Genomic DNA, 13352 nt, shown 5'->3' with positions numbered 1-13352 from the left:
ATTGCCCCGAAGGTTCATGCTGGGGGCAACCACCCACAAGGACGACGCCATGCGCACGATTCTCTTCAGCAGCCAGAACTATGACCGCGACAGCTTCCTCGGCGCCGAGCGGCCGCCGGGCCTCGAGCTACAGTTCCAGGCCGCGCGCCTGAGCCTGGACACCGCGGCCCTGGCGGAGCACCACGAAGTGGTCTGCGCCTTTATCAACGACGACCTGAGCGCCCCGGTGCTGGAACAGCTGGCCGCCGGCGGCACGCGCCTGATCGCGCTGCGCTCGGCCGGCTACAACCATGTCGACCTGGCCGCAGCCAAGCGCCTGGGCCTGAGCGTGGTGCGGGTCCCGGCCTACTCGCCCCATGCCGTGGCCGAGCATGCCGTGGCCCTGATCCTCGCGCTGAACCGCCGCCTGCACCGCGCCTACAACCGCACCCGCGAAGGCGACTTCAGCCTGCACGGCCTGACCGGTTTCGACCTGGTGGGAAAAACCGTCGGCATCGTCGGCACCGGGCAGATCGGCGCCACCTTTGCCCGGATCATGGCCGGTTTCGGCTGCCAGTTGCTGGCCCACGACCCCTTCCCCAACCCAGAAGTCGAGGCCCTGGGCGCGCGTTACCTGAGCCTGCCGGAGCTGCTGGCCCAGGCGCAGATCATCAGCCTGCACTGCCCGCTCACCGCCGACAGCAAACACCTGATCAACCGCCAGAGCCTGGCCCGGATGCAACCGGGGGCGATGCTGATCAACACCGGCCGCGGCGGCCTGGTGGATACCCCGGCGCTGATCGAGGCCCTGAAGAACGGCCAACTGGGCTACCTGGGGCTGGATGTCTACGAAGAGGAAGCGCAGCTGTTCTTCGAGGACCGCTCCGACCTGCCGCTGCAGGACGACGTGCTGGCGCGGCTGCTGACCTTCCCCAACGTGATAGTCACCGCCCACCAGGCCTTCCTCACCCGCGAAGCCCTGGCGGCGATCGCCGACACCACCTTGCACAACATCGCTGCCTGGGCCGCCGGCACGCCCTGCAACCAGGTGGAAGGTTGAGTCGACGGACCGGCGGTAAGCGAAGGTCATCTGCCTGCAACCTGAGATATCAGGGTGCGTGCTAGCATACGCGCCAGATTTGGAGGACCCATGGTCGAACACGATTTCCGCTACAGCCTGATGAACCCGCAACACACCCTGATCGAATGCCGCGCCCTGGTGCCCGGCCGTTATCAGGTCACCGGCAACGGTGGTTCCATCCGCAACGACGACGTGCTGATCGTCACCCTCAAGGGCAGCAAGGACCTGTCGATGCGCCTGACGGTGGAAACCGTGCGGCACCTGATCAACCCGGTCGGCCAATGGGTCGCCGTGGCCCGCGGCCCGGTATTCGGCGAGCTGGCGATCCATCAGTGGCAGGTCAACTGCGACAGCTGCGCGGCCGAGCTGAGCTTCGAGTTCGCGGTGGATGCCAAGCTGGGCAGCAAGGCGCAAAAACCCGCGGCCAGCGCGCGGATCGCCGAGCTGGGCTGGATCAGTGAAGGGGAAAAACACCTCTGCCCGAAATGCCAGCGAGCCGCCCAATGAAACGCCTGGCGTTGACCGCCGCGTTCGGCGCCGGCCTGCTGGGTTGCGCGGCGGAGCCGGTGAAACTGCAGCAGGATCGCAGCTATATCCTGGAGTGGATCGGCGAGCGTCCGCTGATCGACTACAGCCACCTGACCATCACCCTCGGTGAAGACGGTCGCGCCTACGGCAACGGCGGCTGCAACCATTGGTTCGCCCCCTACACCCTGGACGGCGACAAGCTCAGCTTCGGCAAGGTCGGCAGCACCCGCAAGATGTGCGCGCCCGCCCTGATGGAGCAGGAACGACGCTTCCTGCAGGCGTTGGAAACCGTCCAGCGCTGGGACATTTCCCCGATCGAACAAGTGCGCTTCTGGCCGGCCGAAGGCAAGCCGTTGCGCTGGTGGCTCGAGGAAGGTTGACCGCCCCCTGTAGCCGCTGCCGCAGGCTGCGATAAGGTCCGCAGGACCTTCAGCGATCCCGAGATCGCAACGGCCTTGCAGGCCGATCACAGCCTGCGGCAGTGGCTACGGATCAATGCCCGCGCAGGGCTTCCAGCTTCGCCATCACGCCCGCCGCGGTCTGCTCGCCCATCAGTTGCTCACGCACCTTGCCCTGGTCATCGATGATGTAGGTGACCGGCAACCCTTCACTGCGTGGCAGGTCGAAAATCTCCGCCGGGTTCTGCGCCAGCACGGTGAACTTGATGCCCAGTTTTTCACTGGCGCTTTTCAGTTCTTCGCCCTGGACGTTATCGAAATTGACCCCCAGCACACTCACCGGCTGGCCCTTGAGCCCTTCGGCCAATGCATTGAGTTCGGGGATCTCGGTGCGGCACGGCCCACACCATTCGGCCCAGTAATTGAGCACCAGCCACTGCTTGTCCACGCGCTCGGCGGCGACTTGCCGGCCATATTGATCGACCCCGTAATCGTTACCGCAGCCGCTCAGCAACAAGGTGCCGATGATCGCCAATGCCGCTGCCAGTTGCCTTGCCATGCCTTGATCCTTGTATTGAAAAAAAACAGTCAAACCCGCTTTCTCGTGCGACCCATCGCCTCGCAAGGTTCAGGACTGCCCGTCGCACAGGTAGAATAGCCGCCACCTTACGCAAGATGCGACCCGCCCATGACCGATCTGACGCTTTATCACAACCCGCGCTGCTCGAAATCCCGCGGTGCGCTGGAACTGCTGGAAGCCCGTGGCCTGACCCCGACCGTGGTCCGCTACCTGGAAACCCCGCTCGATGCCGCCCAGCTGCAAAGCCTGCTGGGCAAGCTCGGGATCGGCGCCCGCCAGCTGCTACGCACCGGCGAAGACGAGTACAAGAGCCTCAACCTGGCCGACGCCAGCCTGAGCGAAGCGCAGCTGATCGCCGCCATCGCCGCGCACCCGAAACTCATGGAACGGCCGATTCTCGAAGTCGGCGACAAGGCCATCATCGGCCGGCCGCCAGAGAACGTACTGGAGATCCTGCCTTGAGTACGCCGTACATCCTGGTTCTCTACTACAGCCGCAACGGCTCGACCACCGAGATGGCCCGGCAGATCGCCCGGGGTATCGAACAAGGTGGCATGGAGGCGCGCCTGCGCACCGTGCCGGCGATATCCGCCGACTGCGAGGCCGTGGCCCCGAGCATCCCGGAAGACGGCGCGCTGTATGCCAGCCTCGATGACCTGAAGCACTGCTCCGGCCTGGCTTTGGGCAGCCCGACGCGCTTCGGCAACATGGCCGCGCCGCTGAAGTATTTCCTCGACGGCACCAGCAACCTGTGGCTGACCGGCGCCCTGGTGGGCAAGCCGGCCGGGGTGTTCACCTCCACCGCCAGCCTGCACGGCGGCCAGGAAACCACCCTGCTGTCGATGATGCTGCCGCTGCTGCACCACGGCATGCTGATCACCGGCCTGCCCTACAGCGAATCGGCCCTGCTGGAAACCCGTGGCGGCGGCACGCCTTACGGGGCCAGCCACCATGCCGGCGCCGACGGCAAAAGCCCGCTGAACGAGCACGAGGTCGCCCTCTGCCGCGCCCTGGGCCTGCGCCTGGCCAAGACGGCCCTGCAACTGGAGAGCAGCCGTGGCTAAAAAGCCGAAGATCCTGCCGGCCATCGAATGGCTGGAGCCGCGCGTACGCATCACCCGAGTGCTGAGCCTGATCTGCTTTTTCGGCCTGGTCGGCCTGCTCTGCGGTTACTACCTGTTCGTCGCCGACCTGCACGGCGCCCGGCCCTGGGTGATCCTGCTGATCGAACTGGTACCGCTGCTGCTGATGGCGCCGGGCATGCTGGTGGGCAGCGCGCGCGGGCATTCGTGGATGTGCTTTGTGGTGAACCTGTATTTCATCAAGGGCGCGCTGGCCGCCTACGATCCGAACCGCCAGCTGTTCGGCGTCCTGGAAATGCTCGCCAGCCTGGCGGTGTTCTGCTCGGCCCTGCTCTATGTGCGCTGGCGCTTCCAGCTCAACCGCAAGCTGGCGGGCGAAGGCGAGGTCAGCGCCGCCTGACGGTACGCCATCGCGGGCAAGCCTCGCCCCTACAGAAGCATGCGGTTTTCTGTAGGAGCGAGGCTTGCCCGCGATGAGATCAACCCCGAATCAGTGGTTGACCGTATAGGCCAACATCATCGAGATCTGGCACAGCGGCCGGCCACTTTCGGCGTGCCACTGGTTGAAGGCGCCCTGCACAGTGGCCAGGTCCTTGAGGCTGCTGGGCACCTTGTCGATGATCTGCTGCGCATTCAGCGCCGCCACCACGTCATAGGTCGGCACGAAGGTGTCCTTGCCGACCATCCGCAGAAAGCGCGGGGCCGACAGGCCGCCCAACTGGTGACCGTGCTTGGCCAGGTACTTCCACAGGCCGACGATGTCGGTCACCGGCCAGTCGGCGATCAAGGCGCCAAAGCTGCCCTTCTCCTTTTCCACGTCGAGCACCATCTGCGCGTTGCGCGGCACGCTCTTGAGCTTGCCCAGGTGGCGAATGATCCGCGTGTCCTGCATCAGCCGCTCGAGGTGCTCGGCGCCCATCAGCACCACTTTCTCCGGGTCGAAACCAAAGAACACTTCTTCGAAAGCCGGCCACTTGGCGTCCACCAGGCTGTGCTTCAAGCCGGCGCGAAACACCCGCAGGGCCAGGGTCGAGAGATAACGGTCATCGCTGATCTTGCGCAATTGCGCCGGGGTTTTCGGCACCGGCAGATGGGCTTCCAGCTCGGCCGCCGAACCGAAACGGTTCAGACAGTATTCGTGCAGCCACTTGTAATCGCGCATGCCCTCTCCTAATGACGATAAAGAAACGGCGCTCAGAGGAGCGCCGTGATTCCACGATACAGAGCCGCGAAACGACTCAGAGGTTCACCACATTGACGAAACGCGAGGCCGCGGTTTCATCGATCTTCAGGCTGGTGAAGTCGAACAGGTTACGGTCCGCCAGCTGCGACGGCACCACGTTCTGCAGGCCGCGGAAAATGCTTTCGGTACGGCCCGGGGTCTTGCGTTCCCATTCCTGGAGCATTTCCTTGACCACCTGGCGCTGCAGGTTTTCCTGGGAGCCGCAGAGGTTGCACGGGATGATCGGGAACTGCTTGAGGTCGGAATAGGCCTGGATGTCCTTCTCGCTGCAATAGGCCAGCGGGCGGATTACCACGTTGCGCCCGTCGTCGGCCCGCAGCTTGGGCGGCATGGCCTTGAGCGAGCCGTTGTAGAACATGTTGAGGAAGAAGGTCTCGACGATGTCGTCGCGATGGTGACCCAGGGCCATCTTGGTCGCGCCGATCTCATCGGCGAAGGTGTACAGGGTGCCGCGACGCAGGCGCGAGCACAGCGAGCAGGTGGTCTTGCCTTCCGGGATCAGTTCCTTGACCACCGAGTAGGTGTCCTTCTCGACGATGTGGTACTCCACACCCAGTGTCTCGAGGTAGGCCGGCAGCACGTGCTCGGGGAACCCGGGCTGCTTCTGGTCCATGTTCACGGCGACGATCTCGAACTTGATCGGTGCAACCTTCTGCAGGTGCATCAGCACGTCGAGCATGGTGTAGCTGTCCTTGCCGCCGGACAGGCAGACCATGACCTTGTCGCCGTCTTCGATCATGTTGAAGTCGGCGACTGCTTCCCCGGCCTGGCGGCGCAAGCGTTTCTGCAGTTTGTTCTGGTTGACCGTAAGAGTGCCCATGGCGCTTGAAATCCGCGGTGTGTGACGAAAAGCCGGTCATTTTACGCAAAAACCGCGCGCGGGCGAAGCGCCGGGCACCAGTCGACCGATCAAATCACCGAATGCGATTACCAGCTGCGTCGACAGCGCGATTTGCTCTAACGCCTGCGCCTTTTGCAAGGCAGTCCTTTCTATACTGCGACATAAGGTCGCACACATATTCAGACCTTTACTTACTTGGCCACTGGCCCGTAGGCGCTCCGTTGGGGGGCGATGGCAATAACAAAGGAGTGACTGACTATGATTCATCATGTCGTGGGACTCTTCACCCACCCCGATCAGGAATGGCGAGAAATACGTGGCGACGAAGAGGAAAGCATCAGCCACATGTACCTCACCCACACGCTGATTCTCGCGGCGATTCCAGCGATTTCGGCCTTTATCGGCACCACCCAGGTCGGTTGGGTCATTGGTAATCGAGCGCCGGTCATGCTGACCATGGAAAGCGCGCTGTGGATGACCATCATGTCGTACCTGGCGATGCTCGGCGGGGTCGCGGTCATGGGCGCCTTCGTCCACTGGATGGCCCGCACCTACGACGCCAGCCCGAGCCTTGCACGCTGCATCGCATTTGCCACCTACACAGCGACGCCGCTGTTCATCGGCGGCCTGGCGGCGCTGTATCCGCACATGTGGCTCGGCATGATCGTCGGCACGGCCGCCATCAGTTACACCGTTTACCTGCTGTATGTCGGGTTGCCGACCTTCATGAACATTCCATCGGACGAAGGTTTCCTGTTCTCAAGCTCCGTACTGGCCGTTGGGCTGGTGGTGCTGGTCGCGATCATGGCGTTCACCGTGATCGTCTGGGGTCTTGGCGTCGGCCCCGTTTACACCAACTGACGCTGCTCAAAAAACAAACACAATCTGCCAACACAGGCCGCCGCAAGGCGGCCTTCTAATCTGCGCAACGACCATTCGGCGCCTGGACGATTCGGAATGCATCAGCTTTGCGGCATACTCACCCGCTCTGGAGAGCCGTTAAGCATGCCCGAGCAACTCAATACCCGCGTCGAAGACTGTTTCCAACTCGCTGAATCCTTTTTCAAACGACCTTTCAAACGCCCGGTGGTCAGCCTCAAATTGCGCGGCCAGAAAGCCGGTGTCGCCCACCTGCACGAGAACCTGCTGCGCTTCAACCCGCAGCTGTACCGGGAAAACACCGAAGACTTCCTCAAGCAGACCGTGGCCCATGAAGTCGCGCACCTGATCGCCCACCAACTGTTCGGCGAGCGCATCCAGCCCCACGGCGAAGAATGGCAACTGATCATGCGCGGGGTGTACGAACTCCCGCCCAATCGCTGCCACACCTACGAGATCCAGCGTCGCAGCGTGACGCGCTACATCTATCGCTGCCCCTGCGACAACGATTTCCCGTTTTCCGCCCAGCGCCACCGCCTGGTCGCCCAGGGCCGGCGTTATCTGTGCCGGCGTTGCCGGCACACCCTGGTGTTCAGCGGCGAGATGCGGGTGGAGTGAACCCGGCCCTACAGGATGACCCGGCCCTGGCGTAGCTCAGCGATGCGCTGCGTGCTGTAACCCAGCTCGGTCAGCACCTGGTCGCTATGCGCCCCCAGCGCCGCCCCGATATGCCGCGGCTCCGGCAGCCCCTGGGAAAACTTCAACGGACAGGCCATCTGCGCCTGGTAGCTGCCATCGCCACGCGGCACCTGGCTGACCAGCTGCCGCGCCTGTAACTGCGGATGCGCCACCGCCTCCGCCAGGCCCAGCACCGGTTCGACGCAGGCATCGACCGCGGCAAACAATTCGCAGAGCTCGGCAAAATCGTGTTTCTCGAACTCGACCTGCAAGGCCTGCTTGAGCGCCTGCTGTTGCTCCGGCTGCGGCGACAGCCCCTGGGCCGCCAGTTCCGGACGCCCCAGGGCCTTGCACAGCGCCTGCATGAACGGCGGTTCCAGGCTGCCCACCGACAGCCAGCGACCATCCCGACTGCGGTAATAGTCATAGAAGCTGCCGCCATTGAGCACCTGCTGCTCCGCCGCGGGCTCGATCCCGCACGCCAGGTAGCCGGCCCCGGCCATGGCATTCAGGCTGAACACACAATCGGTCATGCTCACGTCCAGGTGCTGCCCCAAGCCGCTGTGCTGGCGGGCAATCACTGCCGCCAGCAGGCCGATGACCCCATGCAGCGAACCTCCGGCGATGTCCGCCGCCTGGATGCCCAGGGGCAGCGGTCCACTGTCCTTGCGCCCGGTGTAGCTGGCCAGGCCCGCCAGGGCCAGGTAATTGATGTCGTGGCCGGCGCGCTCCCGATACGGGCCGGTCTGGCCGTAACCGGTGATCGAGACATAGATCAGCTTCGGGTTGAGCGCCTTCAACGCCTCGTAGCCCAGCCCCAGGCGCTCCATCACCCCGGGGCGGAACTGCTCCAGCACGATGTCGTACTCCAGCACCAGTTGGCGGATCACCTCCAGCGCCTCGGGCTGCTTGAGGTCCAGCGCCAGGCTGCGTTTATTGCGATTGAGGTAGGCATGGCTGGCGGAAACGCCCTGATCGTGGGGCGGCAGCACCCGCAGCAGGTCCATGCGGGTCGGCGATTCGATGCGCAGCACCTCGGCGCCCATGTCCGCCAGCAGCAAGGAGGCGAACGGCCCCGGCAGCAGCGTGGAGAAATCCAGTACCTTGAGTGACGCCAGTGGCCCTTGCATGAACACTCTCCCTTGCCGATTGATTGCCCACAGAGTAGGCAGCGCCTCAAGGCCCGGCAATCACCGCAAGCGCCACCCGGGCTGACCGTTGCGCTCAAACGCCGGGCATGAAAAAACCCGCCGGAGCGGGTTTTTCATCAACGCGGTGAAGTTACTTCACGGTCGTCGGGGTCGGGCCTTCGGCAACGCCCAGGTCGTCTTCTTCGCGGGTGTCGCTGATAGCACGGCCACCGGAAGCCAGCTCGGCCTGCAGCTGATCTTCGTCCAGCTCCTTGACCCACTTGGCGACCACTACGGTGGCTACCGCGTTACCCACCAGGTTGGTCAGCGCACGGGCTTCGGACATGAAGCGGTCGATACCCAGGATCAGCGCCAGGCCGGCCACCGGCAGGTGACCCACGGCCGACAGGGTTGCCGCCAGCACGATGAAGCCGCTACCGGTCACGCCCGCAGCACCTTTGGAGGACAGCAGCAGCACCAGCAGCAGGGTGATCTGGTGAGTGATGTCCATGTGGGTGTCGGTCGCCTGGGCGATGAACACGGCCGCCATGGTCAGGTAGATCGAGGTACCGTCGAGGTTGAAGGAGTAACCGGTCGGGATCACCAGACCCACTACCGATTTCTTCGCGCCCAGGCGTTCCATCTTGATCAACATGCGTGGCAGGGCCGATTCCGACGAGGAAGTACCCAGTACGATCAGCAGCTCTTCACGGATGTAGCGGATCAGCTTCAGCACGCTGAAACCGTGGGCGCGGCAGATGGCGCCCAGCACCACCAGCACGAACAGCACGCAGGTGATGTAGAAGCAGATCATCAGCTGGCCCAGCTGCACCAACGAACCCACGCCGTAGGCGCCGATGGTGAAGGCCATGGCACCCAGCGCACCAATCGGCGCGAGCTTCATGATCATGTTGATGATGTTGAACATCACGTGAGCAAAGCGATCGATGAAGTCCAGCACCGGCTTGCCGTAGGCACCCAGGCGGTGCAGGGCGAAACCGAAGATCACCGAGAACATCAGCACTTGCAGGATATCGCCGTTGGCGAAGGCGCCGACGATGGTGTTCGGAATGACGTTGAGGATGAAGCCGACGATGCTCTGGTCCTTGCCGGCGGTGACGTAGGCCGCCACTTTCGAGGCATCCAGGGTCGACACATCGATGTGCATGCCGTTGCCCGGCTGCACGACGTTGACCACGACCAGGCCGATCAGCAGGGCGATGGTCGAGACGATTTCGAAGTACAGCAGCGCGTAGCCACCGGTCTTGCCCACCGACTTCATGTTCTGCATGCCGGCGATACCACTGACGACGGTACAGAAGATGATGGGCGCGATGACCATCTTGATCAGTTTGATGAACCCGTCACCCAGGGGCTTGAGGGCCACACCGGTCTGCGGGTAGAAGTGACCGAGCAGGATGCCGATGGCGATGGCAACGATCACCTGGAAATACAGGGATTTGTACAGTGGCTGACGAGTCGTCATTGCAAAGTTCCTCAAGAGCACCGTTGCACACCATCCATCGATGCACACGACGCCTAAAGTGCGAACCCTCCTGCACTGGAGGGATTTGTTGTGTAGAGCTGCGGGGAACACCTTTCGCTGCTCCCTTCTCCTCGCTCGCTATCGCAAAGCCCGTGCCAGCTTGCCCAAAAAACCTGAAGGCCTTTGGACATCAGGGTTTGCTCTCGCCCTTCGCGGTCCCCGCCCCACACGAAGTGGCGGATTTCCGCCCATCATCCGGCCCTCGTCCTACAATTTGGCGGATATCCGCCTTGTCCGGTCGCTGGCGGCTGTTAACATCCGCCACTTAATGGACGGATCAACCTTCATGCGCGAACGCACTATCGCCAGTCATTTCGCCCGCGCCGCCCTGGGCGGGGCCCGCCGACGGGGCTACGACTATTCGGAGTTGCTGCAGACCCTGGGCATCAGCCTCGAATTGCTGAACGAACCCAAGGCCCGTATCGCCCCCGAGCAGTTCGCCAGCCTGCTGCAACAGCTCTGGCAAGTCCTCGATGACGAGTACCTGGGGTTCGGCGACGGCCCGAGCAAGCGCGGCACCTTCGCCATGATGTGCCACGCCCTGATCCACTGCAGCAACCTGGAGAAGGCCCTGCAGCGCGGCCTGCTGTTTTATAGCCTGTTCCCCCAGGCGCCGCGGCTGAGCCTGACGCGCGAAGGGGAAATGACCCGCCTGAGCCTGGACGACGCTGGGCTGTGGGACCCGGACCACTTTCTCAGCGAGAGCCTGCTGGTGATCTGGCATCGCCTCGGCAGTTGGCTGATCGGCCAGCGCATCCGCCTCGAACAGGCCTGTTTCAGCTACCCGAAACCCGAGCATGGCAACGAGTACGACCTGCTGTTCCCCTGCCCCCTGGTGTTTTCCCGCGACTGCAGCAGCCTGTTGTTCCACAGCCGCTACCTGAGCATGCCGCTGCTGCAGGACGAACGAACCCTCAAGCACTTTCTCGAGCGCTCCCCCGCCGACCTGCTGGCCCGCCCGGATGACGGCGACAGCCTGAGCAGCCAGCTGCGCCGCCTGCTCAGCCGCGACAGCAACCATTGGCCAGACCTGGAAAGCATCGCCCAGCACCTGCACATCAGCCCGCAGACTCTGCGCCGGCATTTGCGCGAAGAAGGCACGAGCTTTCAGGAATTGAAGGATCAGTTGCGGCGCGATATCGCCATCTACCATCTGCGTCGGGCCGACCTGTCATTGCAACAGATCGCCGAGCAGACCGGCTTTTCCGAGCCCTCGGCCTTTCACCGCGCGTTCAAGAAGTGGACCGGGCTGACGCCGGGCGCCTACCGCGCCCAGGAAACCTGAGCGCGCCGCTCAGATCGCCGGGAAGTGAATGCGGAACGCCGCCCCGCCCAGGGCGGAATCGCCAAGGGTCAGCTGCGCGCCGTAGCTGTCGATGATGTCCTTGACCACCGCCAGGCCGATCCCCTGCCCCGGATGCTGGCGATCCAGCCGTTCACCACGCTGGAGAATCCGCGCCCGCTGGTCCGGCGGCACACCCGGCCCGTCGTCCTCGACACACAACTGCGCGCCGTGGAGGTCTTGGCGGACACTGATGCGCACTTCGCTCAGGCACAGGCGGTAGGCGTTCTCCAGCAGGTTGCCCAGCAGCTCGAGCAAGGCCCCATGCTCGATCGGCACATAGCAACGCTCCGGCAGATCAAACGATACCCGCACCTGTTTGTCGCGATAGACCTTGTCCAGGGTGTCGCACAGGCTTTTCAGCACCGGACGCAGACGCACCTGATGACGCACCAGGCCGCTCTTGCGCAGGCTGGCCCGCTGCAACTGGTAGCTGATCTGCTGGCTCATGCGTTCGATCTGAGTCTGCAGCACCCAGGCCTGTTCGCGATCCTGGGGGCGCAGGGCCATGTCCTCGCTGACCCCTTGCAACACCGTCAGCGGGGTTTTCAGGCTGTGGGCCAGGTCGTCCAGGGAATCGCGATAACGGCTGCGCTGCTCGCGCTCGCTGTGCAACAGGCGGTTCAACGAGCCGGTCAGGCGCAACAGCTCGCGCGGATGTTCTTCGCTGAGGCTTTCCCGGGTGCCGCTTTCGATTTCGTCCAGTTCCTGGCTCAGCCGGCGCAAGGCCTGCAGGCCCCAGGTCAGGCCAAGCCAGAGCAGCGCCAGGAGCACCAGCAACGCGGCGCCGAAACCGAGGTAGAGGTTTTCCCGCACCCCTTCCAGGGTCAGCTGGTACTCACGCACCGGCTGCAAGGCGACGATGCTGAACGCCGCGCTTTTACCACCGAGCAGCTTGACCTCGACGTCGTAGACGAAAAACTCCTGGCCGTTGACTTCGCGGATGCGCGCGAACTCATTGCCGCGGCCGTCATAACGCGGCTTGTAGTTGATGTTCTCTTCCTGGGTCGCCTTGGAACGCCAGACCAGCCGCCCCTCCCGGTCATAGATGTAGCCCAGGAGGCGGCTGTCGGTCAGGTTGAAGCGCTCATCCGGCAGTTGCGCCGGCATTTGCAGGTGATTGTTCTCGACCCGGGCCGCCGAGATCAGCGTGGTCACGTCGGAGGCCAGGCGCTGCTCGATGGAGTCCTGCAGCGCCAGACTGAACGCACCTTGCATGGCCGGCAACAACGCCAGCATGAACAGCACCGCCAGCGTCGTGGCCGCCAGCATCAGGCGCAGGCGTAACGATCGAATCATCGGCAGCGCTCGTTGAACAGATAACCCAGGCCACGCACGGTATCGATGGGCTTGAAGCCCGAAGGGCCTTCCAGCTTGCGCCGCAGGCGGCCGACCAGCACCTCGATCACGTTCGGATCGCGCTCGTCATCGTCCGGGTACAGCTGCTCCATCAAGCGGTCCTTGGCCACCACCTGCTGATGGTGGCGCATGAGGTACTCGAGAATCCGGTATTCGTAGGCGGTCAGCGCCAGCGGCTGTTCGTCGAGCGAGGCCTGCTTGCGATTCAGGTCGAGCAGCAGCGGGCCGGCGATGATGGTCGACTGGGTGAACCCGCTGGAGCGGCGCAGCAGGGCATTCAGGCGCGCGTCCAGCTCCTCGAACTGGAAGGGCTTGACCACATAGTCGTCGGCACCGGCGGCCAGCCCTTCGACCTTGTCCTGCCAGTTGCCACGAGCCGTCAGGATCAGGATCGGAAATGCCTTGCCCCGCGAGCGCAGCTGGCGGATCAGGTCCAGCCCGCCCATGCCCGGCAGGCCCAGGTCGATCACCGCCAGATCATGGTTGAACTGCTCGGTCTGATACAGCGCTTCCTCGGCATTGGCCACGGACTCGACCACATGGCCGCTGTCCGTGAGGCGGGTTTGCAAGTGATGGCGCAGCAGCGCCTCATCTTCAACGACGAGCAGTTTCATGCAGCTCTCCCAGGCAAAATTCGACATCTCCAAGGGCGCTCAGGCGCCCTGATCGTATATATGGCAACGCCG

The 13352-nt window shown here is 63.7% G+C and carries 16 protein-coding genes; 9 read left to right on the top strand and 7 right to left on the bottom strand.

Annotation, left to right across the window (positions count from 1 at the left end):
• The first annotated feature begins 49 nt into the window (after nt 1-49).
• The 3 genes from NRG23_RS27845 (at nt 50) to NRG23_RS27835 (ending at nt 1968) form a co-directional block, all read left to right on the top strand.
• On the top strand, nt 50-1039 hold the full coding sequence (locus tag NRG23_RS27845; RefSeq protein ID WP_041989046.1) for a 2-hydroxyacid dehydrogenase: 990 nt from the start codon (nt 50-52) through the stop codon (nt 1037-1039).
• A gap of 90 nt (nt 1040-1129) precedes the next feature.
• The gene (locus tag NRG23_RS27840) at nt 1130-1567 is read left to right on the top strand and encodes a hypothetical protein (RefSeq protein ID WP_009050281.1); all 438 of its coding nucleotides are present in this window, start codon (nt 1130-1132) and stop codon (nt 1565-1567) included.
• On the top strand, nt 1564-1968 hold the full coding sequence (locus tag NRG23_RS27835) for an META domain-containing protein (protein ID WP_023966598.1): 405 nt from the start codon (nt 1564-1566) through the stop codon (nt 1966-1968). Before NRG23_RS27840 ends, NRG23_RS27835 begins: the two co-directional genes overlap by 4 nt.
• A gap of 112 nt (nt 1969-2080) precedes the next feature.
• Here NRG23_RS27835 and NRG23_RS27830 read toward each other — a convergent pair whose 3' ends face one another.
• Nucleotides 2081-2545 (bottom strand): TlpA disulfide reductase family protein, encoded by a 465-nt coding sequence (locus NRG23_RS27830; protein ID WP_009050283.1) that lies wholly within the window; start codon nt 2543-2545, stop codon nt 2081-2083.
• Between the two features lie 129 nt (nt 2546-2674).
• On the opposite strand from NRG23_RS27830, the gene arsC reads away from it, so the two are divergent.
• From arsC to NRG23_RS27815, 3 genes are read left to right on the top strand one after another with little or no spacing between them, the layout of a single operon-like run.
• Nucleotides 2675-3028 (top strand): arsenate reductase (glutaredoxin), encoded by a 354-nt coding sequence (arsC, locus tag NRG23_RS27825; protein WP_009050284.1) that lies wholly within the window; start codon nt 2675-2677, stop codon nt 3026-3028.
• Entirely contained in the window at nt 3025-3630 is a 606-nt protein-coding gene (gene wrbA, locus NRG23_RS27820) for an NAD(P)H:quinone oxidoreductase (RefSeq protein ID WP_009050285.1), read from the top strand. Before arsC ends, wrbA begins: the two co-directional genes overlap by 4 nt.
• Nucleotides 3623-4048, top strand: coding sequence for a DUF2069 domain-containing protein (locus NRG23_RS27815; RefSeq protein WP_009050286.1), 426 nt, complete (start codon nt 3623-3625; stop codon nt 4046-4048). The genes wrbA and NRG23_RS27815 overlap by 8 nt, the downstream gene beginning before the upstream one ends.
• Before the next feature lie 90 nt (nt 4049-4138).
• Here NRG23_RS27815 and NRG23_RS27810 read toward each other — a convergent pair whose 3' ends face one another.
• Together NRG23_RS27810 and ttcA are read right to left on the bottom strand one after the other, a co-directional pair.
• Entirely contained in the window at nt 4139-4810 is a 672-nt protein-coding gene (locus NRG23_RS27810) for a DNA-3-methyladenine glycosylase I (RefSeq protein WP_009050287.1), read from the bottom strand.
• A gap of 76 nt (nt 4811-4886) precedes the next feature.
• Complete coding sequence (gene ttcA, locus NRG23_RS27805) at nt 4887-5711, bottom strand: tRNA 2-thiocytidine(32) synthetase TtcA (protein ID WP_009050288.1); 825 nt, start codon at nt 5709-5711, stop codon at nt 4887-4889.
• A 279-nt stretch (nt 5712-5990) separates the two neighbouring features.
• Between ttcA and NRG23_RS27800 the strand changes: the two genes are divergently transcribed.
• Nucleotides 5991-6593 (top strand): Yip1 family protein, encoded by a 603-nt coding sequence (locus NRG23_RS27800; RefSeq protein WP_009050289.1) that lies wholly within the window; start codon nt 5991-5993, stop codon nt 6591-6593.
• 144 nt (nt 6594-6737) lie between these two features.
• Complete coding sequence (locus NRG23_RS27795; protein ID WP_007931787.1) at nt 6738-7229, top strand: SprT family zinc-dependent metalloprotease; 492 nt, start codon at nt 6738-6740, stop codon at nt 7227-7229.
• Nucleotides 7230-7237: 8 nt separating this feature from the next.
• Here the strand turns inward: NRG23_RS27795 and NRG23_RS27790 are convergent, their stop codons facing one another.
• Both NRG23_RS27790 and NRG23_RS27785 read right to left on the bottom strand, forming a co-directional pair.
• Nucleotides 7238-8419 carry a CaiB/BaiF CoA-transferase family protein gene (locus NRG23_RS27790; RefSeq protein ID WP_053269716.1) on the bottom strand — a complete coding sequence of 394 codons (1182 nt, stop codon included), beginning with the start codon at nt 8417-8419 and terminating at the stop codon, nt 7238-7240.
• Nucleotides 8420-8570: 151 nt separating this feature from the next.
• Complete coding sequence (locus NRG23_RS27785) at nt 8571-9905, bottom strand: dicarboxylate/amino acid:cation symporter (protein ID WP_009050291.1); 1335 nt, start codon at nt 9903-9905, stop codon at nt 8571-8573.
• 346 nt (nt 9906-10251) lie between these two features.
• On the opposite strand from NRG23_RS27785, the gene NRG23_RS27780 reads away from it, so the two are divergent.
• Nucleotides 10252-11250 (top strand): AraC family transcriptional regulator, encoded by a 999-nt coding sequence (locus NRG23_RS27780; RefSeq protein ID WP_009050292.1) that lies wholly within the window; start codon nt 10252-10254, stop codon nt 11248-11250.
• 9 nt (nt 11251-11259) lie between these two features.
• Here the strand turns inward: NRG23_RS27780 and NRG23_RS27775 are convergent, their stop codons facing one another.
• On the bottom strand, nt 11260-12606 hold the full coding sequence (locus NRG23_RS27775) for an ATP-binding protein (RefSeq protein WP_016702515.1): 1347 nt from the start codon (nt 12604-12606) through the stop codon (nt 11260-11262).
• Nucleotides 12603-13280 carry a response regulator gene (locus tag NRG23_RS27770; protein ID WP_007931776.1) on the bottom strand — a complete coding sequence of 226 codons (678 nt, stop codon included), beginning with the start codon at nt 13278-13280 and terminating at the stop codon, nt 12603-12605. The genes NRG23_RS27775 and NRG23_RS27770 overlap by 4 nt, the downstream gene beginning before the upstream one ends.
• Nucleotides 13281-13352: the final 72 nt, after the last annotated feature.

Source organism: Pseudomonas sp. T8 (assembly GCF_024610635.1).
In the GTDB taxonomy this organism is placed as follows: Bacteria; Pseudomonadota; Gammaproteobacteria; order Pseudomonadales; family Pseudomonadaceae; genus Aquipseudomonas; species Aquipseudomonas chlororaphis_I.
This window is presented reverse-complemented; position numbering and strand designations above follow the sequence as displayed.